The sequence below is a fragment of the Streptosporangium sp. H16 genome (assembly GCF_051918855.1).
Taxonomy (GTDB): domain Bacteria; phylum Actinomycetota; class Actinomycetes; order Streptosporangiales; family Streptosporangiaceae; genus Streptosporangium.
Genome location: NZ_JBPXMD010000063.1, coordinates 1 through 25934, shown reverse-complemented (window position 1 = coordinate 25934; position 25934 = coordinate 1). Strand labels below are relative to the sequence as shown.

Below are 25934 nucleotides of genomic sequence, written 5' to 3'. Positions count from 1 at the left end.
GAGCCGGCTTCGCTCTGCTTCGCCACCGCATTCTCTTAGGCTGACGCTCCGTCACCACCGAAAGAGAGACAGAGCCGAATCTGCGACAGAGCCGTTTTTTCTACAGTTTCCGGCCTGACCGTCCCTCAGTCCCGCTTGGTCCTCAAGGCCGCCCACGAGCACCGGCTGTCGGCCCTCTACGTCCTGGCGCTCTGTCTCGGGCTGCGGCGCGGGGAGCTGCTCGGGCTCCGCTGGGTGGACATCGACCTCGACGGCGCGAAACTCGAAGTGATCCAGACCCTTCAGCGTGTCGAGGGCCGTCTCCAGTTCGTCCGGCCCAAGACCAATGACTCCGAGCGAACCGTTCCGCTTCCCTCGATCTGCGTGGAAGCGCTCCGAGCGCATCGCAAGCAGCAGTTCGCCGAACGCTCCGACCGCTGGGACGACTGGGAGGAACATGGCCTGGTCTTCCCGTCCCGGCGCGGAACGCCCATGGAGCCGGACAACCTCCGGCGAAGCTGGGGAGCCATCCGCAAGGCCGCCGGCCTCGGGGACATGCGCTTTCATGACCTCCGCCACACCTGCGTGACCCTGCTGCTCAACCTCGGCGTGCCGCCCCAGGTCGTCCGAGACATCGTCGGCCACAGCGACATCGAAGTAACCATGACCATCTACGCCCACGTCTCCCTCGACGACAAGCGCAACGCCCTCGGCAAACTCGGCGATGCCCTCGGCTGACATCGTACGTACATGAATGAAGCGTCCCGGAGGTCACCTCCGGGGCGCTTCATTGTTAGCCCTCATCAATAGCGCCACTTTTCGCAATGGCGATGCCGGGTCGGCTCTGGTTCCTCGCCGCGCAGCAATGTGAGCCGTACCCGCTGCCGGGCCTTGCGCTCCGCGAGGTTGGCATCTTCACCGATGCCCGAATAAGACCCGCCCATGTCGTGCCTGTAGCGGCGACCATCCTGCTCCTGCAAGCGAAGCGGCATCGTGTTATCCGTCCTGCTCACGTTCTCATGATCCTGCGTTTGAGCGAGATCGTCCAGGACGCGAAAAACCTGGGGGTTCGAAGCAGCAGAGACGTTGCTGTCACTAGACATCAAAAAGCCCCGGGCCATAATCGACTCGGGGCGTTTGTGCTGCTCAGCTGCTGTGGTCAGGGGCGGGGTCGAACCGCCGACCTTCCGCTTTTCAGGCGGAGCGATCACCCTACTGCGCTCTGTCGACACAAGCTCAGAAGGCCGTGGACGGCTGCTGACGTATGCCTGTGGTGGCCGATGTTGTCGTCACTGTTGTCGTCAAGTGGATCCGTCCGCTCATCGGCGGGCAGGAGGACGCCTCCCACGAGATTGCACCTGATTGACCAGAAAACTTCCCCTGATGCACTTCGCATAGAGCTACTCCCCTCTCCGCTCGGACTGCCCGAGGACCGATCAAGTACACAGTGGCCGGGCGGTCGACGATCACGGTGCAGCGCCGCACCAGTTCCTGCGGGGTGATCGTGGTCGCCCGCCAGAGCGTCTCGCTCGGTCGCCTGCGTGCCGGCCAGGTCGTCACCGTGCACGTCAGTGACAGCACGCTCACCATCGACCTGGACGAAGGCCCGCGCACGGTGCATCGCACCACCGACCTACCGGCCTCCGGGGAGGATCGGACCGGGTTTTGGCGCTAGGAACGCGATCTTGACGATGATTCGGTGACGGCAGGCACTTGCCCTGGTTGAGGGCCATGGCCGACTCGGCCACGGGCCCGCGCTGCAGAAGTATGCTAACGTGCGTTAATATAACGATCGTTAACCTACTTGGAGGGGGAGCAGTGCTGGATCAGCTGGGACGGGCGCTCGCCGCGGAGGACGCCACTGCCGTGTCCGTGGTGCTGGCCGAGGACGTCACCTTGCGGGTCGCGGTACACGACGAGCCGATCGAGGGGGTCGGTGCCGCGTCTCACGTCATCGGGGCTGTGCTCGACGGGGTGCTGCACGACATCGAGGTGTCGGCGACCATCGTCGGCGTCGGCGACACCTCGGTTCTGATGTTCAGCGCCCAGGTCGCGGGCCACCCCGACCGGGCCGACGGGCTGCTCGTCGCCCGCCAGGACCGGGACGAGCGGATCTCGGATCTCACGGTGTTCGTCCGGCCGCTCGCGGCGTTGCAGGCGCTGGCCGACGAGATGGGGCGGCGGCTGGGTGTGCCGCGCCCCGGCGGTGTCGTCTGATGGCCACCCCATCGCTGCGCAACTGGATTCCGGCCGCGATCCTGTCCTCGCCGCTGCACCCGGTGATGAGCCGGAGGAGTCTCCTGTTGAGCTTTACCGGGCGCCGCAGCGGCGTCCGCTACGTCACCCCCGTCAACTACCTCCAGCGTGACCGCGAGCTGCTGATCACCACGAAGGGGGGGTGGTGGCGCAACTTCGACGGCGGGGCGCCGGTGGAGCTGCGACTGCGGGGCCGCCGGGTCGCGGCGGTGGCCGAGGCGGTGCGCGAGCCCGCTGTTGTGGCCGAGGCGCTCACCGCACTCGTGCGTGACCACCGCGCGTACGGGCGCTGGGCGCGGGTCCGGGTCGGCGCGGACGGCACCCCGGACATCGCGGACGTACACGCGGCTATCGCGAGCGGCCGGGTTCTGGTCCGTGTGCTGCTGGACGACGAGGCCGTCACCCCATGACCGCACCGCACCGCAGGCGCCGTGGCACCGGGCACGAGTTGCGTGAAGTGGTGGTCCGGGTGGCCGCTGACCTGCTGGCGCAGCTCGGCGACGCCGACGCGCTCACCATGCGGGCCGTCGCCGCCGCCGCAGGCGTCACCGCACCTTCGGTGTACCGGCACTTCCCGGACAAGGAGGCGTTGCTGCGTGTTGTCATCGCCGAGCGGTTCGCCGAGTTCACCGAGCAGCTCGAAAGCGCCGCCGTGTCCGCCGCCGGCGACCCCGTCGCGCGGCTCGAGGCGATCGCCAGGGCGTACGTCCGGAGCGGTCTGGAGCAGCCGGGGCACTACCGGGTGCTGTTCAGCGCCATGAACGCGGGCCCGGCCGGGCTGGGGCTCGAACCCGGCGCTGCGCATCCCGGCGCGGCCTCCTACAAGGTACTGGTCGACGCGGTCAGCGCGTGCCTGTCGCCCGCCCGCCACGGTGCGGCGTTCGTGCTGGCCACAGAGTTGTGGGCTTCCCTGCACGGCGCCATCGACCTGCGCATCACCAAACCCGACATGCCATGGCCCGAGCCCGATGCGCTGATCGAGACGGCGTTGACCGCTGTGCGGGCCGCATCGCCGTCGAGGCCACTACCCACGGAGTCGCCGTGAACCTGCTCGTCTTCGTCACGCTGGCCGTCACCGGTTTCGTCGCCTGTTCCGAGTTCGGCTCCTATGCCTTCGTCCATCCTGTGCTGCGCCACCTGCCCGGCACCGAACGCATCACCGTCGAGAAGGGCCTGCTCAAGACGTTCGGGCGGGTCATGCCGGTCGGGATGACGCTGTGCGTGGTGCTCGCGGTGGCCGTCGCGATCGAGGGCAGCGGGCCCAGGTGGCTCGCCTGGTCCGCGGTGGTCGCATTCGCCGTCGCGGTGGGGTTCACCGTCACCGTCAACGTCCCGATCAACATCGCCACCGGACGCTGGGATCCGGCGAACCCGCCCGCCGGATGGGAACGGACCCGCCGCCGCTGGGAGTTCTTCCAGGGCGTGCGCTCCTGGCTGCTGCTGATCGGTTTCGTCCTGGTCTGCGCGGCAGGCACCGCCTGATCAGCGCGCGGCGGCTGCCAGCACCACAGCCCGTTGTCCCGACATGTAGCAATTCAGGGCATGCGCTCGCCCCTACCACGTCAAACGTGAATACGGAGTCAGTCATGGACTTCTCTCGAATCACCGGCATCGCCGCCCTCGGCTTCGCCATCACGATCGTCCTCGCCAACGCGATCATGGTGCCCGCCGGTCTGCCGCTCACCGGTGCCGAGATCGGCGAGGTCAACGCGTTCTTCGGCACCGAGGGCGAGGTCGTCGCCGTCGCGTCCGCTCTCACTCCCTCCGCCTGGCTACTGGCCACCTTGTTCGGCGCGGGCGCGGTCTCCGCGCTACGGCACTTCGAACGCGGCCGGGGCGAAGCGTGGTCACTGTTCGGTTTCACCGGCCTGGCACTGCAGAACGCCACCTTCGCCGCGGTCATCGCGATTCGCCTCGCGCTCACGTCGACGGCCGCGCGCGACAGCGCCACAGCCGGGGGACTGTGGGCCTTGCACGACGCGCTGTTCACCCTCAACGGCACCTTCCTGGCACTCGCCCTCATCGGCCTGTCCGTCGCCGGCCTGCGCGCCGGGCTCATCCGGCCGTGGCACGGCGCCCTGGGGCTGGCATCGGCCGCGCTGCTGTTCGGCTCGGCCACCCTCACCCCCCTGGTCACCGACCACACCGGCCCGCTCGGTCTCCTGGGCCTCGTCGGCTGGCTGATGTGGGTTGCCTGGATCATCGCGTACGGCATCACCCTGATCCGCCTGAACCCAGCCTCGTTGTCGCACGAGGTGAGCTGACCAATCGTGGAAGGCCCTCCACGACAGAGCCTGAGGGGCCAGGAGGACAGGGCAATCATCAATACCCGTGGATCGAACGAGCCCGACCATTGGTCTCGCTGAGCGAATCCGGGGAGCACGACGTTCAGAGGGTGCCGAGCATCCGTACGATGCCCCACTGCACCGCTCACCCCAGCTTCGTCGCCGGGCGACGCTTACCGGCCGACACATCCAAGGCCTTGGCATCCCGGGCGGCTTCGGAGTTCCTCAGCGATTTTTACAGCGATGGCTACGAGTGAGGTTGTCGTCAAGCACAACAAAAAGCGCCCCGGCCATAATTGGCTCGGGGCGTTTGTGCTGCTCAGTTGCTGTGGTCAGGGGCGGGGTCGAACCGCCGACCTTCCGCTTTTCAGGCGGACGCTCGTACCGACTGAGCTACCTGACCTCGGTGGTAGATCGAACACCTACCAGAGCGGTCCTGACGGGACTTGAACCCGCGACCTCCACCTTGACAGGGTGGCGAGCACTCCAAACTGCTCTACAGGACCTTGCTTCCGGGGCTTTTGTCCCGGTCTTTCTTGCCTTGCTTAGCCTACCAGTTTTCCGGAGGTCTTCGACCTGCCGTTTCCCTGGCGAGCCTTGGCTCGGCCGTGCCCCCAACGGGATTCGAACCCGTGTCGCCGCCTTGAAAGGGCGGTGTCCTAGGCCACTAGACGATGGGGGCTCGAGACTCTCATCTCGTTCCGTCGCCGTCTTCCGCTGGAGACCTCTGAAGCATAGGGGACTTTTGCCCCCGATGCCAAAGCGGTTCGCGGCCTACGGCGTCGGTGTGACGGTGATCGACCCCGTTGGAGACGGGGTAGTCGTCGGCACAGGAGAAATTGTACGGCCAGGGTCGGTCTCTACGTGACGCTGGATCTGAACCGACTGCTCGCCGAGCCCTCCCAGGGTGATGTCGTCCCAGGCCCGCAGGCGGTGCGTGTTGGCGTCGAAGTACAGAACGGAGGCCGCGACGGGGGTGGGTTCGTCGTGTTCGAGGGCCCGCAGACCCGCTCCGCCCGTGGATCCCTGGACCAGAAGGCGGGTGCCCGAGGGCAGCAACTCGGTGGATCGCTCGTGGGAGTGACCGGTGAGGACCATCGGGACCGCGCCGGAGAACCCCTTGGCGATCGTCGGGTCGTGGACGGCGACCAGATCGACCTGCTTGGGCAGCTTCGCCAGCTCGGCGGCGCGCGAGCGGCCGAGGGCGGCGAGCGATTCGAGGTTGGAGTCGACGGGGACGGACTTGTCCGGGGTGAACCGGGGGTCGCCCATGCCGTAGATGCGCAGTCCCGCCACGGTCTTGGTCTCGCCGTCGAGGACGACCGCGCCCTTCTGCCTGGCCACGGCCCGCTGGGTGGCCATGGAGTCGTGGTTGCCCCTGACGAAGACGTACGGGACGCCGAAGGTGCCGATCTCCTCGGTGAACCTGTCCTCTGGTCCGGTGCCGTGGTCGGTCAGGTCACCGGTGTCGATGATCGCGTCGATCTTGAACTGGGCGGTGACCGAGCGGATGAGGTTCCAGGCGATGGGGCTGAGGTGGATGTCGGAGACGTGCAGCACCCGGATGGAGGTGGGGTCGGCGTCGTAGACCGGCAGGGCGGAGACGACGTCGTAGAGCTGGGAGACGTTGTTGACGAGCTTGGCGAGCTGGACCCGGTAGGACTCGAACCTGGTCACGATCGACTCGGCGTCGCCGACGAGGGACGGCGCGCCGGCCAGCAGGCCGGTGTACTTGGGTTCCACCACGGAGTCGGGCCGGAAGGTCAGGGCGATGGCGGCGCCCGTACCGGCGATCGCGACGGTGATGCCCATCAGGCCCGCCAGGGCCGGTCCCGGCCGGCGAAAGACGATCAGGGACGTGATCAGGGCGCCCAACAGCCCGGAGAGCGCGGCGCGCAGGATCAGCGTCCTGACGCCGGCGCCCAGTTCCTCCTCCAGGAGCGCGGGAAGCCGGTCGGCGGAGAATCGCGGGTCGTCCAGGAATCCGCGGGCCCGGTCGGGGTTGATGTTCTCCAGGGTCACCCGGAGGCCGACCGGGGCGTCGTGGGTGTCGAACAGAAGTGTGCCGAAAGGGTGAGCGTCGACAACGGTCTCCCCCGCCCACGAGGGCTCCGCCGACATGCCGAGCTCCACCGGGCCGACGTTGGCCCGTACGGCCCCGCCCAGCATGATGCCGAGCCACGCGCCGGCCAGGGCGACGGCGGCGACGACCAGGCCACGGGCGATTCGCCCGGTGGCGACACGACGGGCTCCCTGGGTCCAATCAGCGAATTTCATGCGCCTCCACCTCTACCCGGTATCACGGGGCAGAATGACGGGTGTGATCGAGATCTCGCGGGAGAAGTTCGAGGAGCTCGTGGCCGAGGCTCTGGACACCATTCCCCCCGAGCTGACGAAAGTCATGGACAACGTGGTGCTCGTCGTCGTCGACGACCCACCCGAACCGGATCTTCTAGGTCTCTACACGGGTATCCCGCTCACCGAGCGGGGCGAGTGGTACGCAGGAGTGCTACCCGACCGCATCGAGATCTACCGCAACCCGATCTGCTCTATATGCGAGACAGAAGATCAGGTCATCGAAGAGGTGCAGATAACCGTCGTCCATGAGATCGCCCACCATTTCGGCATCGATGATGACCGGTTGCACGAGCTGGGCTGGTAAGTAACCCTGCACTGCACGTCAAAGGCCTCCTATCCGGAATGTCGCCGCTTATCATCACGGTTTGCATGCGCTTGATTGCTTTCGGTTGCGCGGCGGCCTTGTAGCAGGCACCGTAGGTTACACAGTGAACACCCACAGTCAGTGTGCCTGCGAGCTCAGCGGAGTCCTATGGCGGCGACCAAGTCCGGCCGACTACCCGGGCGGCATCGCCGTCCGGCGGAACGCCAAGCGACCTACGGCGAGGTCATCGCCATCAGGGAGTTCCGCGCGCTCTGGCTCGGCCAGGGGCTTTCCCTCCTCGGCGACCAGCTCTCACGGGTGGCGCTGTCCGTCCTGGTCTTCGAACGGACGGACTCGCCCCTGGCGACGGCGTCGGTCTATGCCCTGACCTACCTGCCGCCGATCATCGGCGGACCGCTTCTCGCGGGGCTCGCCGACCGCCACGCCCGCCGGCGCATCATGATCGCCTGCGACCTGCTCCGGGCCCTGCTGGTCGCGCTCATGGCGATTCCCGGCGTCTCGTTCGCCGCGCTGTGCGTGCTGGTCTTCTGCGTCGTGCTGCTCAGCGCGCCGTTCTCCGCGGCGCGGGCGGCCCTGCTGCCGGAGTTGCTGGAGGGCGACCGCTACGTGGCGGGATCCGCCCTGCAAAACATGACCAACCAGGGCGCGCAGATGCTCGGCTTCGCCGTCGGCGGCGTCCTGATCATGGGAATGGGGCCGTACCGCGCGCTGGCGCTGGACGCGGCGACCTTCCTGGCCTCCGCGCTCATCATCGTCTCGGGGGTACGGCGGCGTCCCGCCCCCATCCCCTCCGACGAGAACCGGCCCTCGATGTGGACGATGACCCGCGCCGGCGCCAGGCTGGTCTTCGGCGACCCCCGGCTGCGTACGCTGGTGCTCTTCGCCTGGCTCTGTGGCTTCTACGTGCTGCCCGAGGGGATCGCGAGCCCGTACGCCGACGAGCTGACCGGGAATCCCCAGGAGCTCTCACTGGTCACCGGCCTGCTGATGGGCGCCATGCCCACCGGCACCGTCGTCGGCGCGTTCCTGTACAGCCGCTACGTCAGCCCATCGAACCGGCTGCGGTCGATGGGCTGGATGGCGATGCTGACCTGCGCGCCGCTGATCCTGTGCGCCGCGCAGCCACCGCTTCCTGTGGTGCTGCTGTTGTGGTTCGTCTCCGGCCTGGGCGGGGCCTATCAGCTCGCGGCCAACGCCGCCTTCGTGCAGTGCGTCCCCGCCGAGCAGCGGGGACAGGCCTTCGGCCTGGTCCAGTCGGGTCTGCTGGCCTCCCAGGGCATCGGCATCCTGGTCGGCGGGGCGGCGGCCGACCGGCTCGGCCCCGAGACGGTGGTCGCACTGGCCGGCGCGACCGGTCTTGCCCTGGCGGCCGCGCTGGCCGTGCTCTGGAGGGGTTCCCGCAGGGAGATCATCGAGAGGGTTCGCGCGGAGGCGACCTCCTGACTCACACCTGGGGGCGGGTGTCGTCGTCCTGCCGCGGCGCCGTGCCGTACGGGGCCTGGGGAGCGACGGGCGGGGCGGGCGGGAAGGTGGTCTCGTGGGTGGGGTACTCCGGAGCCGGCTGGTGCGGCGCGCGGTGCTGGTTGGTGGCCTTGTTGGTGGCCTTGGCCCAGCCCTGCTCGGCCTTGGTCCTGGCGTCCACCCAGATCGGGTTGTCCTTGTTCTTGTCGATCACGTCCTGCAGGACCGACCTGTCCTTGTTCTCGTCGGGCAGGAGCACCCAGCCGATCGCGTAGACCGCCACCCCGAGGCCACCGAAGAAGGTGGCGATGGCGAGGGCGGCGCGGATGATGTTGGGGTCCACCCCGATGTAGCGTCCGAGACCGGAGGCCACACCCGCGATGATGCGCCCGTCTCTGGTCCTCTGGAGTTTCTTGACGCCGGAGAAATCGTTTTCGTTCATGTCCTCAGACTGCCCGAGAGCGGACCTTCCTCACATCGGGATTCCCCCTGGCACGACCCTGACATACACCCCGCCCCCGTCCGAACGCGACCCTGACCTCCATCCCCACCGCACCGGTAATACCCTGACAGGGCCGAAGAGAGAGGGAATCTCATGGACGATCTCCTGCGCATCGACGACACACTCTCCGAGGAGCAGCGTCTCATCCGCGACACCGTGCGGGACCTCGTCGCGGACCGGGTCCTGCCCCACGTCGGCGACTGGTTCGAGGAGGCCGTCTTCCCCGCCCGTGAGCTCGCCCCGGCACTCGGCTCGCTCGGCGTGCTGGGCATGCACCTGGAGGGGTACGGCTGCGCGGGCCTCGACTCCGTCTCGTACGGCGTGGCCTGCCGCGAGCTGGAGGCGGGAGACTCCGGGCTGCGATCGTTCGTGTCCGTGCAGGGCTCGCTCGCGATGTTCCCGATCTGGAAGTACGGCTCCGCGGAGCAGAAGGACGAGTGGCTCCCCCGGATGGCCGCGGGCGAGGCGATTGGCTGCTTCGGCCTGACCGAGCCCGACCAGGGCTCCGACCCGGCGGGCATGCGCACCCACGCCAAGCAGGACCCCTCGGGCGACTGGATCCTCAACGGCTCCAAGATGTGGATCACCAACGGCTCCATCGCCGACGTCGCCGTGGTCTGGGCGCAGACCGAGGACGGCGTCCGCGGCTTCGTGGTGCCCGCGGACACCCCGGGCTTCACCGCCCCGGAGATCCACCGGAAGATGTCCCTGCGGGCCTCGGTGACCTCGTCGCTGTACTTCGACGACGTCCGGCTGCCCGCCTCCGCCGTGCTGCCCGGGGTTCGCGGCCTGAAGGGCCCGCTGTCGTGCCTGTCGGAGGCCCGTTTCGGCATCGTATGGGGTGTGGTGGGCGCCGCCCGCGCCTGCCTGGAGTCGGCCGTCGACTACTCCACCTCCCGCGTCCAGTTCGGCAGGCCTATCGGCGGCTTCCAGCTGACCCAGGAGAAACTCGCCTGGATGTACGTCGGCCTGGGGCAGTCGCAGCTCACCGCCCTCCACCTGGGCCGCCTCAAGGACGCGGGAACCCTCACCCCGCGCCAGGTCAGCTTCGGCAAGCTTGCCAACGTCCGCGCCGCCCTGGACATCGCCCGCCAGGCACGCTCCATCCTGGGCGGTAACGGCATCACGCTGGAGTATCCGGTGATCCGGCACATGAACAACCTGGAGAGCGTCCTGACGTACGAGGGGACCGAGGAGATCCACACGCTCGTGCTCGGCGAGGCCCTGACCGGCATCCCCGCCTACCGCTGATCTCCCGCCTACCGGCGGCGAGGGTGCCGCTGGGGCAGCCCGGAGGGACGCCATTCGGGGGCGCGGGCGGCCCTGTCGAGCTCCTCCTCCCAGGAGACGCCCATACGCAGGTAGAAGCGGAGCAGCTCGGCGCCGGCGCGGGCGTCGGCCAGCGCTGCGTGCGCGCCGAAGAGCGGGATACCGGCGCGCTCGCAGCACGCGGCGAGCGTCCACCTGCCGTCGGGGAGGAAGGCGGGCGCCAGCCGCTGCGTGCACAGGGTCTCGGTCACCCACTCGCTGCCGGGGAGACTCCGCAGGAAGCGCAGGTCGAAGGAGGCGTTGTGGGCCACCAGGACCCGGCCGGCGACCCGCCGCCAGATGTCGTCCAGCAGTTCCTCGATCACCGGAGCGCCCTGGACCATCGCGCTGGTGATGCCGTGGACGTGGACGGCCCCGGTGCCGCGCCGGGGGTCGACCAGCGAGTGCCACTCGTCGACGGTCTCGCCCCGCGCGTCCAGCGAGACGAGCGCGATCTCGCAGATCCGGTCGCCCCTCGACGGGGAGAAACCTGTGGTCTCCACATCGACCACGACATACCCTGGGCGCGTGGAGACGGGAGAGGTGAGGGCGGGCTCAAGCCCCGAGCTCGTCATGCCTGCCACTCTAGGAGCCGTTCCCGCCCCCCACCGGCCGTTCCGCAAACAGATGACCATGAATGGGCCTGGCGACGGACGTTAGTGGACACTATCCTCGGTACGCTGTCACCTGCGGGGCGTTAGCTCAATGGTTAGAGCTGCGGACTTTTAATCCGTAGGTTCTGGGTTCGAGTCCCAGGCGCCCTACCTGCGAAAACAGCAGTTATCGATCTTGCTTTAAAGGGCGATGACAGCCACCTTTGACAGCCAAGAGGGCCGGACCCCGTCAGGAGTCCGGCCCTCGGCATGTCTTTGATCACCCGAAAAGCCTCTTGGCGACCGCGTCGACGGCCGCCCGTTCGATGTCCGGGAGCACATGCGTGTAGGTGTTCATGGTCAGCCCGATCTGGCTATGACCCAGCGTTTTCATAACGGTTCGGGGCGAAGCGCCGGAGGCGAGCAGGAACGAGGCGCAGGCATGGCGCAGGTCATGAAGCCTCAGCCAGTCGAGCCCCGCCCTCTTTCGGGTGGCTCGCCACCGGGTGCTGAGATTGCCCGGTTCGATGGGTGTTCCGATTGTGGACGGGAAGATGAGCCCGAGGTTCTGCCACCGCTTGCCCGCCGCGAGCTGTTCGGCCGCCTGAGCCCGCTTGTGCTTGCGGAGCACCGCCAAGGTCGGTTCCGGCGCGGGAACGACTCGGCGAGACCGATCCGTCTTGGGATCGACGAACTGAAGGGAGCCGTCCGCCCGCTGAAGCGTCTGCCGTACGGCGAGCAGCCCATTGGCGAAGTCGACGTCATCCCAGCGGAGCCCGAGAAGTTCCCCACGCCGCAGGCCAAGCGTCAGCGCACAGACCCAGAAGGCTTCGAGCCGATCGTCCTTGATCACATCGAGCAGCCGTCTGGCCTCCTCAATCGTGAGTACCCGAGCTTCCTCCCGGCGCACTGCCGGAGTCTTGACGAGTTTGGCGACGTTCCGATGCACCAGCTCTTCACGCTCGGCATCAGCCAGTGTGTTCCGGATCAGGCCATGGATCTGCTTGACGGTGGCAGTCGACAGCCCTGATTCGGCTTTGGCTTCAACGAGTCGACGGACATCGGTGGGAGTGAGCTTGTCGAGCTGCTTCCGGCCGAGCGCAGGCTTGATGTGGTCTTTGATCAATTGTCGGTAGCCTCGGAGAGTCAACGGCCGAGTTCCCTGCCGCCGCTTCATCTCGACCCACTCGTCAAGCCAGTCGGCGAATTTCCGAGGCTTGGCAGTGAGGTTCTGTCCCTTGCGCTGAGCATCCCGGAGGTCTGCGAGCTTGCCGAGTGCTTCTTTCTCGGTTGCGCCGTAGACGGTCTTGCGGTTCCGCTTGCCGTCCGTCCAGCCGAGATCGATCTGTCCGACCCAGCGCCCATCGTTGCGCTTGAAGACGGAGCCCTCTCCCTGAGAGCGGCGACGCTTATGGCTGCTGGTCATGCTGCCTCCTGCTCGATTGCCGAAACGAAAGCGGTGAGCGCCTCAACAGGGATGCGCCGCGAACGGCCGATCTTGACCGAGCGCAGTTCTCCGGAAGCCATCAGTTCGTAGATCTTGGTCTTGCCGATCCCGAGCAGCTCGGATGCCTCACCTGCGGAGACGAGAAGCTTGTTGCCGGTGATCACGCCGCCACCTCCAGAGCTGGACTTGGGACGGGTTGTCCGTCTGCTCTGGCTTGGAGTTCGATCAGGCGTGCGCGGGTGCGCTGACGGTTGGCGACCTCACGCAGCAGCCGTTTGGCCAGCGGGGTGCGGTTGGGATCCTTGGAGGAGACCGGCCGCCAGACGTAGCGGTGCGGGTCGGTCACGGTGTCATCGGGCAGGCCGAGCATGTCGAGCACCCAGGCCCGCCGGTCTTGCTTGTGTTCGCGCAGGGTCTTGTTCGACCACTTGCGCGAGACCAGGACGCGACGGCCCGCGTAGCCGAGGTGTTCGGCCTTGTGCGCCTTGCCCTTGCAGCGGCCCGGCAGCATGCCCGCCTTGGCGCCCTTGGGCTGGATTCCGTAGCGCAGCCAGTTCGCGCACGCCGGGGAGCAGGGTTCGTAACGCAGCGCTTCGACCATGCGGGTGGCGTGGTCACGACGAGCCTGGTTGGCGACGTCGTTGGGGTCGAGGGGGTCGCCGAGGTTCTTGGTCAGGTACTTGGACAGGTAGATGAGGCACTGGTCGGCATCCGGCGATCCGGCCAGCACGCCCTGAACATCGGCTTGAGCGCCGAAGCGGACCACGTGCAGCGGTTCGGCCGTCTCGTCGGTGTCGAGCTGGTCGAGGGCCTCGTCCCAGGTGAGCAGCAGTTCCCCGGTGGCCGGGTCGAGGTAGTCGCCGGCTTGCTCGTCGGGGTAGGGCTCAGCGCGTTCGGCCCGTTGTGCCCAGATAGGCAGGTGCTCACCGTCGAAGCGGACCTCGTCGACCGATGGCCACCACACCTGGTGATAGGTCGCCGCCGCGATCGCCTTGACCTCCGCGCGGGGCATGGTGCCGCGGATGGCCATGTGCAGGTGCGGGGCGAGCCGCTTTTGGGGTTCGACGGAGGCGAAGTACTGCACGTCATAGCCCGCCACCCGCCGGAGGTTCTGCACGAACCGGTCCACCAGCTTGGAGAAGTGCAACGCATCCCGAGCCGCCGCCGCGTAGTCGTAGGTGGCCGGGTTGACCGGGACACCGTTGTGAACGCGCCCGTAGGAGGGAAGCGTCAGGGTGACGAACAGCGACGGCCGGTAGACCTTGCCATCGGAGGCGATGAAGGTCCGCCCCAGCGTGGTGTTCTGCTTGGCCCGCTTGGGCAAGTCCGGCGCATCCTGGCGCCGTCTCGTCGAACGCGAGCGCTTCGGAGTTGCTCGACCACCCAGCACGTTGCCGCGCATTCCCGCGGCGTTGATCTCCGCGTCAATGCCCGCGATGGCCTCGTCCCAGTCGAGGGTGTCTTCCCCGTCCCTCTCAGCCTCGTCGCGCTTGGCTTGCACGTCGGCCCGGAACTCAATCAGCCATTTCTGGTCCTCGGTGGAGGGGTGAGGTTCGGCGACGGGTTCGGCCTCCAAGTGCCAGCCCTCGCGGCACTGAGCTTTGCGCAGCTGCTTGTTGCGGGTGGCGCACGGCGGACATTTGGCTTCCTGGGTGGCGCCGCAGGGGATGTTGAACGACTCGGTCATGCCGGTGTGGGTGTCCAGGCGCCGCAGTTCGATCGGCCGGATGCAGACGCCGTTGTTCTTGGCGACCTCCACCGCGACGTCCAGGGCGAAAGGCAGGGTGTCGCGGACGAGGCGAGGCAAGGTGTGGTCGGAACCGTCTGGCGAGGGGGCGGATGGGGAGGTGGGGGCGTCGGTCACCTGTCCTCCTCTCGGGCGAGCACGTCGGCGGTGAAGCGGTAGGAAGCGCTGTAGGGGTCACGGCGCAGCCGGATGTTGACCAGGTCGGAGAGCACCAGCTCAAATCGCGGCGGGGAGTCGGACAGAGGGCTGAGGAGGCGGAAGGGGATCGTGTCGATCTCGACGAGGGTGCCCTGAATGATGATCTTCACTGGTGTGCCTCCTCGGCGAAGTCGGCGACCATGGCGCGGATGTCGGCATCAGAGACGTAGCTGGCGCGAGCGCGGATGGGATCGGGTGAGGTCTCCAGGCGGACGTAGCCGATGCCCGCGCCCTGCTCGGGAACCGGGGAGATGTGATCGGCCAGCGCTCCGCGGTCGCGGGTGCCGTCGCCGAGGACCATGTCCACCTGCTCGGACTCATCGAGCCGAAGGGCGATCTTGTCGGGAAACAGGTTGCGGACGTTCATGACCTCTTTTCGCGGGTCTTGGAGTGCGGCCATCACGCCGAACCCGACCGCACGGCCCTGCGTAGTGAGGGTGGCCAGCGCAGCGGAGATACGGAGCTTGAGGGCCTTCTCGGATTGGTAGGCGGTCAGGAACGCCACCTCGTCGACCACCACCAGGACGAACGGATCTTCGACCGTGGGTGTGTGGGAGCGCTGGAGGCCGGCGAACCGATCGGCCCGCTCCTGCATGACCGCCACCGCCGCTTCCAGCAGATCGGCACACGCCGCAGGACTCGCGGCGTAGCGGTCACCGAACAGGCCACGGCCGAAGGACAGTTCCATCCGCTTGGGATCCAGCGCCCACACCCGAACCAGGCCCGCCCGCATCGCAGGAAGTAGGCCCCGAATCGTGGACCAGATGATGGATCCCTTGCCCGCTCCGGTGGCGCCAGCCACCAGGACGTGCGTGCCGTGGACCTTGAGCCGCCACGGGGTGCCGTCCTCGCACCGGCCGATCTCGACCGGCCCGACCGAGGCGACGTCGAGGATGGGTAGGGCGGGTAAGGGGGTGGCCAGCGGGTCACGCCGAGGGAAGGCCAGCAGCAACCGGCCCGACCGGGCAACGGTCACCCGGCATGAGGTGGCACCGAATCCGTGGGCGAGGTGGTCGATGCGGTCGGTCCAGTCCTTGACCGCCTGTCCGCTGATCATCTTCACCGTGACCAGGTCCGCCCACGAGGTGCAGGTGACGCGCACGATGCGAGGCAGGTAGTCGCGGCCGCGCAGGTTCCGGCCGAGACCGGAAACGATCATCACCGGTTGCCAGTGCCGCCGATACACCCACACCAGGCGCCACCAGGCCAGCAGCCGCCAGCCCATCCAGCGGTTGAAGGAGGCCCGATCGAAGAACGGCCACGGCGCCAGCAGCGAGAGCGGAACGGCGACGACGACCAGGGCGAGGCGCCAGCCGTACAGGACGCCGAGCACTGTGGGAACGGCGAGGACGGCCACGGCGATCGGGTGACGCCAGAGGAGCCGGATGATTCCGGCCAGCAGTCGCCACAGGAAGATGGTGATGGTGAGGATGGCTGGAGTGCGGACGACGGCCGGGCGGAACACCACGGCGGTGTCGGGGGTCGTGGTGACGAGGGTGCGTGCCTCGTCGCCGGGCAGTTTTTTGAACATTAGGCTTGAGCCCTCTCTTGATTCGCGTCTGGGGAGAACCGAGGGGCCGCCGGAAGTTGCACCTTCCAGCGGCCCCGCTTCGTGTCAGGCCGCTTCGCCCTGCTCGGACTCGTCGACCTGGTCGGGGTGGGTGGACTGGTCGGTGTGCAGGCGCTCGCAGTCGGCCAGGTAGCGCGCGGCGACGTCGGCGATCTGCCGGGCGAGCATCACGTCTTGTTCGGTGACCGGTCCGCCGCCGGTGGTGGAGACGATCACCTGTGCCTCACGGGAGGACAGGTGCAAGAACGGCCGCCCGCCCTCGGCGACCAGTGCCATGACCGACAGGTGCGGGGTGCGAAACGAGGTGTCGAGCCGGGTGCCGTCTTCGTCGAGGGTCACCACGGCGCGGGTGTAGGGCAGGTGCTCTCTCACGCGGCCACGTCCTTACCGACCGTCGAAGCCGAAGCCTTGGCCGGAGTCGCCGCAGTGCGGGGAGGGCGCATCGCGGTGGCGCGGATGGACCACGCCAGGCGTCCGGTGTTCTGGTTGACGTAGGCGGTGGCGGTCATGCCGTCGAACTCCACCGGCACGAACGGCAGGCCCGGCAGCGCGGCCGGAACGGTCGGCTGGATGGGGGACAGGATTTTGACCGAGACCGTCTTCTGGCCGGCCTTCACGGTGGGGTCGGCGTCCATGACCGCGACCTGCCACACCAGCTCTCCGGTGTTCTTGTCCTTGGCGTAGACGGTGCGGCCCTTGGACGAGGCATCGAAGTCCTTGACCTGCTCGACCTCGCCGACGATGAAGCAGCCGTGCGGGAAGACCTGTCCGAAGTGGACGGGGATGGGGCCTTGGATGGCCATAAAGCAACAACTCCTCTTCTTGACTGGCCAGTCTGCTTGACTGACCAAGTTGCATCTACATTAAGCACGAAGCCCGCTTGGTTAGTCAAGTGCACCAAGCGGGCTTCGTGAGGAAAGTTGGATTACCGGATCGGGTAGGCGTCTTCCAGCTCGTGAAGATCACCGGGAAGTACGGTCTCCACCACCACCCACGGCTTGCCCGTCGCATCACAGGCGACGGCGTACACAGCCAGCAGCGCGGCCGAGGGCTTCACGCCCAGGAGCTTGCGTTCCTCCGCGCTGGGGTTGCGCGCGGTGATGTGCTCGATGACGTGATCCAGAGAGACGCCGGCCGCACTCTCCACGTAGCGCCGGATGCCTTGGCGCAGATCGGCCGACTCCGCCAGGGCCGTACCTTCGGCGACAGCGGCCGGAACCCAGGTGGCGGAGATCTCGGTGGGTTCGCCGTCGCGCTCCACCAGGATCTTGCGCAGCACGACCGTGGATTTCTGCTCCAGGCCGAGGTAGGCGGCGATGCGGTTGGGAGCCTCCACCGGTCCGGCCGTCAGCAGCTTGCTCGCGGCCTGGGTTTCTGTCCGGTCGAGGAGTTCGCGGCCCGTGCGCGCCTTTTGGTCTTTGGGGATCGCCGGGCGACCGCGTACGAAACGGCCCTTGCCTTGTTGGGTGACGATCCATCCCTGATCGCGCAGGACGCCGAGGGCTTTGACCACGGTGGGCCGTGCCATGCCGAACTCCGCCATGAGCGTGTGTTCGCTGGGCAGCAGCGAGCCCGCCGCATACTCGCCGGAGTCGATGCGCCGTTCAAGCTCGGCGATCAACTGCGCGTATTTGGGAGGCGTGTACTCAAACGACATTAGAGCCTCACATTCAACATACTTGTCTAGCCAAGCAGGCTATCAGCGCATGTCGATGATGCGAAGCCCTTCGATCGACAGGAAGTCCTCACCCCGTGACGCGACGACACGACCAACCGAGGCCCGCCGTGCCGCCGCGTCCGCCTATCGGGCCTCCCCGGAGAGCAACGCCCTCCATATATCGCTGGCCTGCCGGGTCGGCCATCGATAGGTCTCATGTACTTCCGGACTGCCTTCCAGCTGGAGCGTGCGCCGGATGAAGCCTTGCCCTCCGGCCTGGCACAACTCATACAGCGTGGCCCGGCACCGGCAGGTCCAGGTGATCACTCGCAGGCGCGCCGTCCCTCGGTCAGGGGTCAGCCAGACCAGCCGCGTGTGACCACCCTGCGGTGTGGACACGTGGGGACTCAAGCAGCCCGTCAGCTCGATCATTGCGGAGCACACTCGTTCGGGCCGGGAGCCGGAACCGGTCCCCGCTCGCGAAGCTCAACGCAACGACTCGCCACCCGGCGGGCAGCGGTTACCGGATCAGTTGCAGGGCAGAAGGCATAGCGCCGAAGTCGAGCCCGCCCCGCCTCCTGTCCGGCCCACCAGCGGAAGACCTGGCCGTCGGTCCATACGACCAGCCCGAACCAGACCGACACCAGCGCCAGCCCGTACCCGTCGTGAACATCCGAGGCGATGTTCAACGCGGCCAACTCATCATGTAGCCGTCGCGCGGCCCGTACCGGGGTGATCGCTTTTTGCCGGCTGATGGCCGGAATCTTATGCCCGCTCATCAGGCCGCCACCTCGCCAGCGCCCAGGCAGTCGAAGCACGCGATCCGGACCGGCTTGACCACCTGGCCGTCGATGCGGCACTCCACATCGGCGCGACTCCGGCGAATCCACCGCCAGCCACGGCCACAGCAGGCTCCACATCCCTGACCCGTCGACTCATCCTCGGCAACCATGGATCAAGATTCGCCCTCAAGGGCTATCGAACCCATCCCGAGCCGGAATCCCTGCCCCGGATAGTCGATATCCCTTGACGGGATAACTCCCAGCGGCAAGCGTGGGGTATTCGGAAGCTGAGGCCACAAAGGGAGATAGCACGTATGCCAGCAGATGCGACTAAACCGGTCGTTATCTTGCCGGAACTGTGGCAGCGCCCCGAAATGCTAACGGCTCTCCAAAATCGCAATATCGGCCAGGTTTTTCAACTGGTCCGTCAATACGCCGGGGTCAGTCAAACCCGCATCGGCACCGCCGTGAATCTCAGCCAAGGCAAGATCAGCGAGATCATGAGGGGAACGATCAGGGTCACCTCGTTCGAGGTGTTCGAGCGCGTCGCCGATGGCCTGGACATGCCCGATTCCGCCAGGCTGGCTCTCGGCCTCGCACCACGACGGCCCCACGCTGTCAGCGCGCACCAGCACACATCACTCTCACCACCGTCTGATGACGCGGAGCCGTCATTACGTACCGGCCCGTTGACGCCGTACCTGGCCAATCTGACTGGAGCATCCAGCCGCCCCGTCATATCCGGACTCCGGCACATTCTCACCGGTCATATCCAGGCCGAGGCCATCATGGGGCCACTGCTCGTGATCAACGCCGTACGGGATCACGTCCCTGTGGTCGGGCAGGTCTGCCGGGTGACCCGAGGAGCCAACCGAGCCGAAGCTCTGAACTTCGCCAGCGAGCTCCTGGAGTTCTGCGGATGGCTTCACCAAGACCTGGGTGATTTCACCGGCGCCACGATGTGGACCAACAAGGCCCTGGACTACGCCATGGAGCTGGGAGACCAGCGCGTCATCTCCTACATCCTCATGCGTAAGAGCATCATCGCCACCGAGGCCGGCGACTACGGCCATGGCCTTGGACTGGCGAACACGGCCCTGGCCCATCCTGAGGCCCTCACCCCCCGGCTCCGAGCGGTCGTCCTGAGAACCCGCGCGGCGGCTAACGCCCACCTGGGAGAGGCAGCAGACTCCGCCCGCGATTCGGAGATGGCCTTCGCCGAAGCCACCGCGGGGACGATGCAGAGCGAGAACGACCGCGCCCCGTACTGCACTCCCGCCTACATCGCCATGGAGACCGGTGCGACCCGCGTACTGCTGGGCCAGGCCACCGCAGCCATCCCCATCTTCGAAGCCAGCCGGCCCCAGTGGGTCGAATCCAGCCAAACACGTGATCATGTCCTGTTCCTGGCTCGCATGGCCACCGCCTACGCCATAGCGGGCGAGCGTGAGCAAGCCTGCGCGGTGACCGAAGAAGCCCTCTCTCGCACGCAGGCCCTTCGCTCCAGTCGAGTCGCTGCTCAGCTCACCGTGCTCCATGGCCACCTGGCTCGATGGTCGACAGATGTCTACCTGGCAGACTTGCTCACCAGACTCGGAATCCTCTTGAAGTCCTTCTCCCTGCCCGTACTCCAGCCACGAGGAGACCGGTGATTTCCCTGCTGCCCACTGCGACCACGACCGAGGAACGCCAGCGGAACGCCGACGTCGCGATCCTTCCTGTCGGGAGCTTCGAACAGCACGGCGACTACCTACCGCTCAGCACCGACACCATCGTGGCGACCCTGATAGCCCGCCAGATCGCCGACGCCTACCCTGTCCTGCTGCTGCCGCCGGTGACGATCTCCTGCTCCCACGAGCACAGCGCATGGCCGGGAACCGCCAGCATCTCCGCACGGACCCTGCACGCGATTGTCACCGACGTCTATGACTCCATCACCCGCTCTGGCCCCACGGCCGTGGTCGTCGTCAACGGCCACGGGGGCAATTACGTCCTGAGTAACGTCGTTCAGGAGGGCAACGCCGAAGGGCGCCGCATGGCGCTGTTCCCTTCGCGTGAGGACTGGAACGAGGCCCGATCTGCTGCCGGGCTCACCAGCTCCATGCACGAGGACATGCACGCCGGAGAACTGGAGACTTCCCTGCTGCTGCACGCCTACCCCGAGGTGATCCGCGCCGGCTACGAGTCCTCCGACTGGATCGCCGACGATCGCCGCCATCTCCTGACCAAGGGCATGCAGGCTTACACGGAGAGCGGAGTCATCGGCCGGCCCTCGCTGGCCACTGCCGAAAAAGGCAAGGCCCTGCTCGACAGCCTCACCACCGGCTTCAACGAGGTACTCAGCCTCTTCGCGAAGCCCTGAGCAACGGCACACCGGTTGAGCACGTCCCAAGTCATTGCCGAATTGTTCTCATAGGTATCAAGGCGGCGGCGCGGCGCGCCGCCGCACGGCCCTCCCACCGCCCGCCGTCCGGGCGTGCGGCGTGGGCGCCGGTCCCGAACGGCGGCGGGAATCGGCCCGCCCGCCGCACCGGCCGCGCGCCGCACTCGACCATCGCCCGCCGCACCGGGGCCGCACCGCCGCCCCTCATGGAGACGATGAGGACGAAGCGCAGCAAAAGAAGATGGACGCGCTTATGCGGTTTCGACCCCTCATAAGGGCGATGAGGACCCACGCCACAGAGCTGGACGTGGACCTGCCCAAGCGGTTTCGACCTCTCGTAGAGGTGATGAGGACCCGTCACCAGCTGGCACCCGATCCTGCCGGTCGCGTTGCGACCCCTCGTAGGGGCAATGGGGCCGACACACCGATCCCGTACCCCATCACCACCGCGCTGTTGTGACCCCTCATAAGGGCGATGAGGACGAGGATCCACACGCTCTGAACTACCTGGATAGGGTTGCGACCCCTCAAAGGGGCGATGAGGACGGCCGAGCTGGGCGAGAAGCTCACGCCGTGCCCCGCGTTGCGACCCCTCGTAGGGGCAATGAGGACCTGCCCGCCGACGACTACCCGATGCTCCCCGAAGTGCCGTTGCGACCCCTCGTAAGGGCGATGAGGACTCCACCCCGACTCCCACTCCGACGCCGTCCTCGTCGTGTTGCGACCCCTCGTAGAGGCGATGAGGACTCGTGCGCGGCGGCCAGCTGTCCCTGCTCATCATGTTGTGACCCCTCGTAGGGGCGATGAGGACCCGGTGCGAGTGCGGCAACCCGTTCACCCTGTGCCAGTTGCGACCCCTCGTAGGGGCGATGAGGACCAGGACACCAACCCTGCCGCCGCGAGCCTCTATCTGTTACGACCCCTCTGAGGGGCGATAAGGACCCGAGGGAGAAACCAGGGCCGACTACAAGTTTCCCGAGTTGCGACCCCTTGTAGAGGCGATGAGGACGGACACCGATGCCTGAGACCACGCTGACGCTCCCTGAGTTGCGACCCCTCGTAGGGGCGATGAGGACACCATCCGCATCATGAACGGCACCGCCGGCGCGATGTTGCGACCCCTCGTAAGGGCGATGAGGACCTGGACGCCCGGGGTCTACCGGTGGAGGCAGATCGCGTTGCGACCCCTCGTAAGGGCGATGAGGACAGCCAACGACAGGGCTTACCAGGCAGGGCTCAAGTTGCGACCCCTCGTAAGGGCGATGAGGACCACCTACGCCACCGGCAAGCACGTCGCGAAGAAAACGTTGCGACCCCTCGTAAGGGCGATGAGGACAGTTCCGGGCCCAGCTGCACCACCGCCGCGTCTTCCAGTTGCGACCCCTCGTAAGGGCGATGAGGACGCGATCTTGCCGAACGGTCCGGAGTGCACCGGAACAGTTGCGACCCCTCGTAAGGGCGATGAGGACTCCGGCACGTTCCTGTTCTCGGGAACGATGACGGGTTGCGACCCCTCGTAAGGGCGATGAGGACCCCAAAGTAAAGCCGCAGTTCAAACGCTCTTTTCTGGGAGCGATCCGGCCGCTTTTGCAGTGAACCTCCGGTAGTGCAGAAAACCCGGAAGGTCTGCTGCAAATCCGTGTGATCACCATGATGCCATCAGCCACGGCCGGTGTCACCGAACTCGAACCCAGTGGAGTGGTTCGGCCCTGACGATCGCCTGAGAGTGGCTGATCTTCGTACGTGGTCGGGGGCGATCGACGGTCTAGGACTTCGTTCCTCAGTCCCAGCCCACCGGGGAGCGAGGTTGCACTTCGGCTTGCAATACAGGGTCGTTCAGAGCCGTTCAGGATGGACCGTCCATGCCTTCTGACCTGCATTGAACTACCCGGAACGAGCCAAAGCCGATCTTTCAATCCGGATGATTTTTGTGTTGCGGCCCCTTGTAATGATGATGAGAACGATGCAGGCGCAGATGGAACGCTTCTTCGACCTGCTATTGCGACCTCCGTAGGAGCGATGAAGACCATGTGACGTCTCGTACGGTTTTTCCGTTGGCCTGTTTCGACCCCTCGAAGGGGTGATGAGGACAGGTCAACACGGGCCTTGCCAAGAACGTGATCGGGTTGCGACCCCTCGCAGGGACGATGAGGACCCGGATGGCGACCTATGAGGTCACCATGTTGATGTCGTTGCGACCCCCTCGTAAGGGCGATGAGGACGCTCACCAAGATGTCCGCCAACGTGGACGGGCTCCTATTGCAACCCCTCGTAGAGATGATGAGGACCAGCGAGGGACGCCTCGGCCAGATCCATGACGTCGGCCGGTTGCGACCCCTCGTAAGGGCGATGAGGACGCGTGACTGCTTCTGTGGAGGTTCGCGCCCACGCCGGTTGCGACCCCTCGTAGGAACGATGAGGACCTGACCCCATGGAGCCGATCCCTCACTCCGCGTACGAGTTGCGACCCCTCGTGGGGGCGATGAGGACCCGCATCCGCGAAAGCATAGTCGCGTGGGTAGACAGGTTGCGACCCCTCGTAGGGGCGATGAGGACACGGAGATCTCCGGCAGCGTCCTCGCCTTCACCCAGTTGTTGCGACCCCTCGTAGGGACGATGAGGACGACCCCGTGGGACCTGGCTCGCGGCCCTCCTGGACGTGTTGCGACCCCTCATAGGGGCGATGAGGACGAATCCCATTCGGTCCTTACCGTCCTGCAAGTTGCAGTTGCGACCCCTCATAGGGGCGATGAGGACGGCCTCATCCAGCTGACCGAGGTCCTCGCCAGCACGTTGCGACCCCTCGTAGGGGCGATGAGGACGACCCAGTACGTCGGCCTCTGGTACCGCCGCTTCATGTTGCGACCCCTCGTAGGGGCGATGAGGACCCAAAGTAAAACCACAGCTCAAGGGTCTTCCTGCTGGGTTAATCCAGCGAGGTTTTGCAGTGAACCTCCGGTAGCGCAGAAAACCCGGGAGGTCTGCTGCAAAACCCGTCGGATGACCATCATGCCATCGGTCCCCGCCCCTGTCATCGAACCCAAGACCCGGCGGATCGGTGCGGCCCCAACGATCGCCTGACGATGGCTGACCCTCGCACATGGCCGGGGGCAATCGACGGTCCAGGACCTCGTTCCTCAGCCCTGGCCCACCGAGCAACGGAACAGAGAGCCGTACCCGGCATGCCTGCCAGGGGAATGAACCAGGAAAAGGCGCAGGAAGCCGAAACCTCCTTCAACCTAGTACGCAGGAGGCCAAAGAGGCGCGTACCGAAATCTTCCAAACTGACTTCCAGGATGCTTGGCTGTACAGCCACGAGTACAGCCAAGAGGATGAACGACGACGGAACCCGGCGAACGTCTACGGACACCGCGCTCGCAGCTCAGAGCCTCCGACCTCGACCGAGTCGACTTCTTTTAATCCGTAGGTTCTGGGTTCGAGTCCCAGGCGCCCTACCACTCCCGACCAGGAACTTAGGCTCTGAACTGGGTCTTTGCTCTTGTCGACCTTTCCCGGCGCATGTGGCCGTCCGTCGGTGGTCCCGGAATGTACGCGGAATGGGACCACCGGCGTTTCCCCGGGTCGGCGCGAGCGTTCCGGAAGCTCGCGGAACGATTCCGGGGACGCGACCACGGCGGAGGCCACACGACGAAGGGCCCCGAGGGGTGGCCGCGGGCCCTGGCGTCCTGCCGTCAGGGATCTCCGTCCCCATGTCCGGAGCGACACGGGGCGGGCGACCAAAGATCAGGAAAGCCGCAAGTCGATCCAGGGGATGGTGTCTCCCGGGAGCAGGTAACGCTCGGTCTCGACGAACCCGTGCTTGCGCGCGAACCGCAGGCCGTCCTCGTTGGAGGACAGGACGACGGTCTCGATCACTTCGGCACCGAGCTCCCGTGCCCGCCGCAGCCCGCGCGTATAAAGTTCCTCGCCGAACCCCCGCCCACGATGAGCGGCGAGCACACGGGCGATCACTGTGGCCGTCGACGTGTCATCCGTCGGCGGGCGCACGGTGCTGCAGCCCACAAGAACGTCACCGAGATACGCGACCTCCAGGTGATGCCGCCGGGCGCGTTCCCGTACCTCGTCCAGAGACAGGCCGTGGGTAGGGATGATCACGTTGTGGACGTACTGCCAGTCTTCGAGCTCGGTGTCGTCGTCTGGCCGTTCGACGCGAAGATCGGACATCGCAAAAGGAAACCGGAGCACGCCGCGGAGCGTCAACTCGGTTTGCCTCGACAACGAGGCGTCGCCCCGGACACGGCACGCGACCAGACCATCGCCGCCGGGGTCACATGTCGATGATCTCGCAGATGACGGCGCCGGAGGCGATGGTCTGGCCCGTGGTGACGCTGAGGTTGGTGATCATGCCTGGTTTGTGGGCGGTGATGGCCTGCTCCATTTTCATGGCCTCGATGACCACCACGAGGTCGCCGGTGTCGACCAGGTCCCCGTCGATCCTGGCGACCATCGCGACGGTGGCCTGCATGGAGCTGACCAGCGCGTCTCCTCCCACCGGCGCCTGCTTGGCCATGCCGCCGCCGCGCCGCGGCGTCCTGGGCGCCGGAGCCGGCGCGGCGGAGCCGAAGCCCGCGGGCAGCACCACTTCCAGCCGCCTGCCGCCGACCTCGATGAGCACCTTCTCGCGAGGTTGCGCCGCCTCGATGTCGCCGGTTCCCGAGTGGGGCGGGATGGTGTTGTCGAACTCGGTCTCGATCCAGCGGGTGTGGACGGCGAAGGGTTCGGAGGTGAACGCCGGGTCCGCCACGATCGCGCGGTGGAAGGGCAGCACGGTCGGCATCCCCTCGATCTCCAGCTCCGCCAGCGCCCGCCGCGACCTTTCCAGGGCCACCGTGCGGTTCTGCCCGGTCACGATGAGCTTGGCCACGAGCGAGTCGAAGGTCTGCGGCACCGTCTTTCCGGCCTCGTAGCCCGCGTCGAGGCGGACGCCCGGCCCCGACGGGGTGCGCATAGCGGTGAGCGTGCCGGGTGCGGGCAGGAAGTTGCGGCCGGCGTCCTCGGCGTTGATCCGGAACTCGATCGAGTGGCCGCGCAGCACGGGGTCGCCGTAGCCGAGTTCCTCACC

27 protein-coding genes and 5 tRNA genes are annotated in these 25934 nt (G+C 66.7%); 13 read left to right on the top strand and 19 right to left on the bottom strand.

The window, feature by feature from the left end; translation table 11 throughout:
* Positions 1–135 precede the first annotated feature (135 nt).
* Entirely contained in the window at positions 136–717 is a 582-nt protein-coding gene (locus ACTOQ2_RS42470) for a site-specific integrase (RefSeq protein WP_440107488.1), read from the top strand.
* Positions 718–782: 65 nt separating this feature from the next.
* Here ACTOQ2_RS42470 and ACTOQ2_RS42465 read toward each other — a convergent pair whose 3' ends face one another.
* Both ACTOQ2_RS42465 and ACTOQ2_RS42460 read right to left on the bottom strand, forming a co-directional pair.
* Positions 783–992 carry a hypothetical protein gene (locus ACTOQ2_RS42465; RefSeq protein ID WP_440107486.1) on the bottom strand — a complete coding sequence of 70 codons (210 nt, stop codon included), beginning with the start codon at positions 990–992 and terminating at the stop codon, positions 783–785.
* Between the two features lie 143 nt (positions 993–1135).
* Positions 1136–1201, bottom strand: a tRNA-Phe gene (locus tag ACTOQ2_RS42460).
* Between the two features lie 225 nt (positions 1202–1426).
* Between ACTOQ2_RS42460 and ACTOQ2_RS42455 the strand changes: the two genes are divergently transcribed.
* From ACTOQ2_RS42455 to ACTOQ2_RS42430, 6 genes are all read left to right on the top strand, one after another.
* Entirely contained in the window at positions 1427–1654 is a 228-nt protein-coding gene (locus ACTOQ2_RS42455) for a hypothetical protein (RefSeq protein ID WP_440107485.1), read from the top strand.
* Between the two features lie 143 nt (positions 1655–1797).
* Positions 1798–2196, top strand: coding sequence for a hypothetical protein (locus ACTOQ2_RS42450; protein WP_440107483.1), 399 nt, complete (start codon positions 1798–1800; stop codon positions 2194–2196).
* Positions 2196–2645 carry a nitroreductase/quinone reductase family protein gene (locus tag ACTOQ2_RS42445; protein ID WP_440107481.1) on the top strand — a complete coding sequence of 150 codons (450 nt, stop codon included), beginning with the start codon at positions 2196–2198 and terminating at the stop codon, positions 2643–2645. Before ACTOQ2_RS42450 ends, ACTOQ2_RS42445 begins: the two co-directional genes overlap by 1 nt.
* Entirely contained in the window at positions 2642–3280 is a 639-nt protein-coding gene (locus ACTOQ2_RS42440) for a TetR/AcrR family transcriptional regulator (RefSeq protein WP_440107479.1), read from the top strand. The genes ACTOQ2_RS42445 and ACTOQ2_RS42440 overlap by 4 nt, the downstream gene beginning before the upstream one ends.
* Positions 3277–3717 carry an anthrone oxygenase family protein gene (locus ACTOQ2_RS42435; protein WP_440107477.1) on the top strand — a complete coding sequence of 147 codons (441 nt, stop codon included), beginning with the start codon at positions 3277–3279 and terminating at the stop codon, positions 3715–3717. Before ACTOQ2_RS42440 ends, ACTOQ2_RS42435 begins: the two co-directional genes overlap by 4 nt.
* A gap of 104 nt (positions 3718–3821) precedes the next feature.
* Positions 3822–4499, top strand: coding sequence for a hypothetical protein (locus ACTOQ2_RS42430; RefSeq protein ID WP_440107475.1), 678 nt, complete (start codon positions 3822–3824; stop codon positions 4497–4499).
* A 350-nt stretch (positions 4500–4849) separates the two neighbouring features.
* Here ACTOQ2_RS42430 and ACTOQ2_RS42425 read toward each other — a convergent pair.
* The 4 genes from ACTOQ2_RS42425 to ACTOQ2_RS42410 all read right to left on the bottom strand — a co-directional run bounded on the left by ACTOQ2_RS42425 (position 4850) and on the right by ACTOQ2_RS42410 (position 6797).
* Positions 4850–4923, bottom strand: a tRNA-Phe gene (locus ACTOQ2_RS42425).
* Positions 4924–4951: 28 nt separating this feature from the next.
* Positions 4952–5026, bottom strand: a tRNA-Asp gene (locus tag ACTOQ2_RS42420).
* A 103-nt stretch (positions 5027–5129) separates the two neighbouring features.
* A tRNA-Glu gene (locus ACTOQ2_RS42415) sits at positions 5130–5202 on the bottom strand.
* Between the two features lie 92 nt (positions 5203–5294).
* Positions 5295–6797, bottom strand: a complete 1503-nt coding sequence (locus tag ACTOQ2_RS42410) for a metallophosphoesterase family protein (RefSeq protein WP_440107473.1) — start codon at positions 6795–6797, stop codon at positions 5295–5297.
* A 34-nt stretch (positions 6798–6831) separates the two neighbouring features.
* On the opposite strand from ACTOQ2_RS42410, the gene ACTOQ2_RS42405 reads away from it, so the two are divergent.
* Both ACTOQ2_RS42405 and ACTOQ2_RS42400 read left to right on the top strand, forming a co-directional pair.
* The gene (locus ACTOQ2_RS42405) at positions 6832–7182 is read left to right on the top strand and encodes a metallopeptidase family protein (RefSeq protein WP_350972320.1); all 351 of its coding nucleotides are present in this window, start codon (positions 6832–6834) and stop codon (positions 7180–7182) included.
* A gap of 168 nt (positions 7183–7350) precedes the next feature.
* A complete protein-coding gene (locus ACTOQ2_RS42400; protein ID WP_440107471.1) occupies positions 7351–8646 on the top strand; it encodes an MFS transporter in 1296 nt (431 codons plus the stop codon).
* A 1-nt stretch (position 8647) separates the two neighbouring features.
* On the opposite strand, the gene ACTOQ2_RS42395 is transcribed toward ACTOQ2_RS42400, so the two are convergent.
* On the bottom strand, positions 8648–9106 hold the full coding sequence (locus ACTOQ2_RS42395; RefSeq protein WP_440107469.1) for a PspC domain-containing protein: 459 nt from the start codon (positions 9104–9106) through the stop codon (positions 8648–8650).
* Positions 9107–9259: 153 nt separating this feature from the next.
* Here ACTOQ2_RS42395 and ACTOQ2_RS42390 point away from each other — a divergent pair, with 153 nt between their 5' ends.
* A complete protein-coding gene (locus ACTOQ2_RS42390) occupies positions 9260–10417 on the top strand; it encodes an acyl-CoA dehydrogenase family protein (RefSeq protein WP_440107467.1) in 1158 nt (385 codons plus the stop codon).
* A gap of 8 nt (positions 10418–10425) precedes the next feature.
* Here ACTOQ2_RS42390 and ACTOQ2_RS42385 read toward each other — a convergent pair whose 3' ends face one another.
* Complete coding sequence (locus ACTOQ2_RS42385) at positions 10426–11049, bottom strand: 3'-5' exonuclease (RefSeq protein ID WP_440107465.1); 624 nt, start codon at positions 11047–11049, stop codon at positions 10426–10428.
* Positions 11050–11165: 116 nt separating this feature from the next.
* Here ACTOQ2_RS42385 and ACTOQ2_RS42380 point away from each other — a divergent pair.
* Positions 11166–11238: transfer RNA gene (locus tag ACTOQ2_RS42380), tRNA-Lys, on the top strand.
* Positions 11239–11347: 109 nt separating this feature from the next.
* Here the strand turns inward: ACTOQ2_RS42380 and ACTOQ2_RS42375 are convergent.
* From ACTOQ2_RS42375 to ACTOQ2_RS42335, 9 genes are all read right to left on the bottom strand, one after another.
* A complete protein-coding gene (locus ACTOQ2_RS42375) occupies positions 11348–12493 on the bottom strand; it encodes a tyrosine-type recombinase/integrase (protein WP_440107463.1) in 1146 nt (381 codons plus the stop codon).
* Positions 12490–12678: an excisionase family DNA-binding protein gene (locus ACTOQ2_RS42370; protein WP_440107461.1), complete on the bottom strand. Its 189-nt coding sequence runs from the start codon at positions 12676–12678 to the stop codon at positions 12490–12492. Before ACTOQ2_RS42370 ends, ACTOQ2_RS42375 begins: the two co-directional genes overlap by 4 nt.
* On the bottom strand, positions 12675–14378 hold the full coding sequence (locus ACTOQ2_RS42365) for a replication initiator (protein ID WP_440107459.1): 1704 nt from the start codon (positions 14376–14378) through the stop codon (positions 12675–12677). Before ACTOQ2_RS42365 ends, ACTOQ2_RS42370 begins: the two co-directional genes overlap by 4 nt.
* Entirely contained in the window at positions 14375–14569 is a 195-nt protein-coding gene (locus ACTOQ2_RS42360; protein ID WP_440107457.1) for a hypothetical protein, read from the bottom strand. Before ACTOQ2_RS42360 ends, ACTOQ2_RS42365 begins: the two co-directional genes overlap by 4 nt.
* Positions 14566–15990 (bottom strand): type IV secretory system conjugative DNA transfer family protein, encoded by a 1425-nt coding sequence (locus ACTOQ2_RS42355; protein ID WP_440107455.1) that lies wholly within the window; start codon positions 15988–15990, stop codon positions 14566–14568. Before ACTOQ2_RS42355 ends, ACTOQ2_RS42360 begins: the two co-directional genes overlap by 4 nt.
* An 84-nt stretch (positions 15991–16074) precedes the next feature.
* Positions 16075–16401 (bottom strand): hypothetical protein, encoded by a 327-nt coding sequence (locus ACTOQ2_RS42350; protein ID WP_440107453.1) that lies wholly within the window; start codon positions 16399–16401, stop codon positions 16075–16077.
* Positions 16398–16832, bottom strand: a complete 435-nt coding sequence (locus tag ACTOQ2_RS42345; RefSeq protein ID WP_440107451.1) for a plasmid replication, integration and excision activator — start codon at positions 16830–16832, stop codon at positions 16398–16400. The genes ACTOQ2_RS42350 and ACTOQ2_RS42345 overlap by 4 nt, the downstream gene beginning before the upstream one ends.
* 122 nt (positions 16833–16954) lie before the next feature.
* On the bottom strand, positions 16955–17686 hold the full coding sequence (locus ACTOQ2_RS42340; RefSeq protein WP_440107449.1) for a GntR family transcriptional regulator: 732 nt from the start codon (positions 17684–17686) through the stop codon (positions 16955–16957).
* A 428-nt stretch (positions 17687–18114) separates the two neighbouring features.
* On the bottom strand, positions 18115–18465 hold the full coding sequence (locus tag ACTOQ2_RS42335) for a hypothetical protein (RefSeq protein ID WP_440107447.1): 351 nt from the start codon (positions 18463–18465) through the stop codon (positions 18115–18117).
* 317 nt (positions 18466–18782) lie between these two features.
* Between ACTOQ2_RS42335 and ACTOQ2_RS42330 the strand changes: the two genes are divergently transcribed.
* Complete coding sequence (locus ACTOQ2_RS42330; RefSeq protein WP_440107445.1) at positions 18783–20120, top strand: helix-turn-helix domain-containing protein; 1338 nt, start codon at positions 18783–18785, stop codon at positions 20118–20120.
* Complete coding sequence (locus ACTOQ2_RS42325) at positions 20117–20830, top strand: creatininase family protein (protein WP_440107443.1); 714 nt, start codon at positions 20117–20119, stop codon at positions 20828–20830. The genes ACTOQ2_RS42330 and ACTOQ2_RS42325 overlap by 4 nt, the downstream gene beginning before the upstream one ends.
* Positions 20831–24595: 3765 nt before the next feature.
* On the opposite strand, the gene ACTOQ2_RS42320 is transcribed toward ACTOQ2_RS42325, so the two are convergent.
* Positions 24596–25036: a GNAT family N-acetyltransferase gene (locus tag ACTOQ2_RS42320; RefSeq protein ID WP_440107440.1), complete on the bottom strand. Its 441-nt coding sequence runs from the start codon at positions 25034–25036 to the stop codon at positions 24596–24598.
* 103 nt (positions 25037–25139) lie between these two features.
* On the bottom strand, positions 25140–25934 hold a 795-nt coding region (locus ACTOQ2_RS42315; RefSeq protein WP_440107438.1), incomplete at its 5' end, for a biotin/lipoyl-containing protein.

Excerpts from the sequence above, each read along its gene's own strand:
- ACTOQ2_RS42345 (WP_440107451.1), bottom strand. The coding sequence starts at position 16,832 with ATGGCCATCCAAGGCCCCATCCCCGTCCACTTCGGACAGGTCTTCCCG.
- ACTOQ2_RS42405 (WP_350972320.1), top strand. The coding sequence starts at position 6,832 with ATGACGGGTGTGATCGAGATCTCGCGGGAGAAGTTCGAGGAGCTCGTG.
- ACTOQ2_RS42445 (WP_440107481.1), top strand. The coding sequence starts at position 2,196 with ATGGCCACCCCATCGCTGCGCAACTGGATTCCGGCCGCGATCCTGTCC.
- ACTOQ2_RS42390 (WP_440107467.1), top strand. The coding sequence starts at position 9,260 with ATGGACGATCTCCTGCGCATCGACGACACACTCTCCGAGGAGCAGCGT.
- ACTOQ2_RS42335 (WP_440107447.1), bottom strand. The coding sequence starts at position 18,465 with ATGAGCGGGCATAAGATTCCGGCCATCAGCCGGCAAAAAGCGATCACC.
- ACTOQ2_RS42385 (WP_440107465.1), bottom strand. The coding sequence starts at position 11,049 with ATGACGAGCTCGGGGCTTGAGCCCGCCCTCACCTCTCCCGTCTCCACG.
- ACTOQ2_RS42400 (WP_440107471.1), top strand. The coding sequence starts at position 7,351 with ATGGCGGCGACCAAGTCCGGCCGACTACCCGGGCGGCATCGCCGTCCG.
- ACTOQ2_RS42320 (WP_440107440.1), bottom strand. The coding sequence starts at position 25,036 with ATGTCCGATCTTCGCGTCGAACGGCCAGACGACGACACCGAGCTCGAA.
- ACTOQ2_RS42410 (WP_440107473.1), bottom strand. The coding sequence starts at position 6,797 with ATGAAATTCGCTGATTGGACCCAGGGAGCCCGTCGTGTCGCCACCGGG.
- ACTOQ2_RS42395 (WP_440107469.1), bottom strand. The coding sequence starts at position 9,106 with ATGAACGAAAACGATTTCTCCGGCGTCAAGAAACTCCAGAGGACCAGA.
- ACTOQ2_RS42340 (WP_440107449.1), bottom strand. The coding sequence starts at position 17,686 with ATGTCGTTTGAGTACACGCCTCCCAAATACGCGCAGTTGATCGCCGAG.
- ACTOQ2_RS42440 (WP_440107479.1), top strand. The coding sequence starts at position 2,642 with ATGACCGCACCGCACCGCAGGCGCCGTGGCACCGGGCACGAGTTGCGT.
- ACTOQ2_RS42430 (WP_440107475.1), top strand. The coding sequence starts at position 3,822 with ATGGACTTCTCTCGAATCACCGGCATCGCCGCCCTCGGCTTCGCCATC.
- ACTOQ2_RS42375 (WP_440107463.1), bottom strand. The coding sequence starts at position 12,493 with ATGACCAGCAGCCATAAGCGTCGCCGCTCTCAGGGAGAGGGCTCCGTC.
- ACTOQ2_RS42330 (WP_440107445.1), top strand. The coding sequence starts at position 18,783 with ATGCCAGCAGATGCGACTAAACCGGTCGTTATCTTGCCGGAACTGTGG.
- ACTOQ2_RS42355 (WP_440107455.1), bottom strand. The coding sequence starts at position 15,990 with ATGTTCAAAAAACTGCCCGGCGACGAGGCACGCACCCTCGTCACCACG.